The sequence below is a fragment of the Rheinheimera soli genome (assembly GCF_021290985.1).
Lineage (GTDB): Bacteria > Pseudomonadota > Gammaproteobacteria > Enterobacterales > Alteromonadaceae > Pararheinheimera > Pararheinheimera soli.
The window spans coordinates 1-1,506 of the sequence record NZ_JAJOYU010000082.1; the positions used below are offsets into that span (position 1 = coordinate 1).

At 46.7% G+C, this 1,506-nt stretch carries 1 protein-coding gene; it reads left to right on the forward strand.

The features are described 5' to 3' along the window. Window positions 1-107: 107 nt before the first annotated feature. Window positions 108-1,493, forward strand: coding sequence for an IS4 family transposase (locus LSG37_RS21075; protein WP_233081972.1), 1,386 nt, complete (start codon window positions 108-110; stop codon window positions 1,491-1,493). The last annotated feature ends 13 nt before the right edge of the window (window positions 1,494-1,506 follow it).

Sequence of the window (1,506 nt, forward strand, 5' to 3'; positions counted from 1 at the left end):
GCCTGTCTCTTATACACAAATCCCTCACCTTCCAGTGGGGGATTTTTTTTGAACGTTTTCCTGTAGCTGTGATCCGATCTACATCTTGTCTTTGATTGGTGAAACTTATGCGACAATCCTGCCATACTGCCTGGGCAATAAATACCTTTGGAAAAGCCACTCTGGGTGATCCAAGGCGAACCCAGCGCTTGATTAAACTTAGTGCAGCTATGGCTGCCAATCCTGGATGTTCCATCGTGAAAACAACCGATACCTCAGCAGACATGGAAGGTGCTTATCGCTTTCTACGAAATGAGCTGGTTGATGTCAATGCCATTGCAGAAGCAGGCTTTCAGGCGACCATCAAAAAAGCCAATCAGTATGGCCTGTTACTGGCACTTGAAGATACGACTACGCTTAGTTACCAACATCGCTCACTACGTGATGAATTGGGCCATCTGAATCAAGGAGACCGTTATCGTGGCCTATTGGCGCACAGTGTATTGCTGTATGCGCCACATGAAAAAGATGTTATCGGACTTGTTGCACAGCACCGTTGGACACGAGATATAACCACACGAGGAAAACGCAGCCTTCATGCCAGTACACCTTATGAAGAGAAGGAAGGCTATAAGTGGGAACAAGTATCCACGGATATGTCGACCCGACTTGGCGAAATCTTGCCTCGCGTTATCTCGGTGTGTGACCGGGAAGCCGATATATATGAGTACTTGCGTTATAAACTGACTCACAGCCAACGCTTTGTTGTGCGCTCCATGCAAAGTCGTCACATAGAAGAGACTGACCATAAGTTGTATCACTATGCCAGCGAGCTTCAGGTGGCAGGACAAAAGAAGGTCCATATTGCTCAGAAAGGAGGGCGAAGCGCCCGGGTGGCTTTAACGAATATCGTCTATGCTCCCGTGACGTTAAAAGCGCCATCGAATAAACAAGGTCAGTCGTTACCCTTGTATTATGTGGGCTGCCATGAAATTGATGGTTTGGATAGCGCGACCGCATTGAGTTGGCATCTGCTGACAAGCGAGCCGGTTCAAAGTGCTGAAGATGCACTATCTATCATTGAAATGTATGAGAAACGCTGGCTGGTGGAGGAGTATCATAAAACATGGAAAAGTGACGGCACGGATGTTGAAAACCTACGGATGCAGAGTCGGGAAAACATTGAAAGAATGGCCGTGCTCCAAGCGTTCGTCGCAGTACGCATAATGCAATTGAAGATGGCACCGGAGCAGGATGCAACCAGATGTTGTGAAGAAGTACTGTCTGTAAAATCATGGAAACTGTTATGGCTTAAACAGGAAAAAAAGCCACTACCAGAAACACCACCATCCCTGTTATGGGCGTATCGAACATTGGCTTCGTTGGGAGGATGGAAAGACTCTAAAGGAACAGGAAAAGTATCGGTGAAAACCTTATGGCAAGGATGGTTCAAATTACAAACCATCCTTGAAGGCTATGAACTGGCACAGTCTCTTAATCAGCAAAACTTGTGATCAAGAGACAGGC

What these genes read in the sequence shown, in the direction of transcription:
- LSG37_RS21075 (WP_233081972.1), top strand. Translation starts at nt 108, where the DNA reads ATGCGACAATCCTGCCATACTGCCTGGGCAATAAATACCTTTGGAAAA.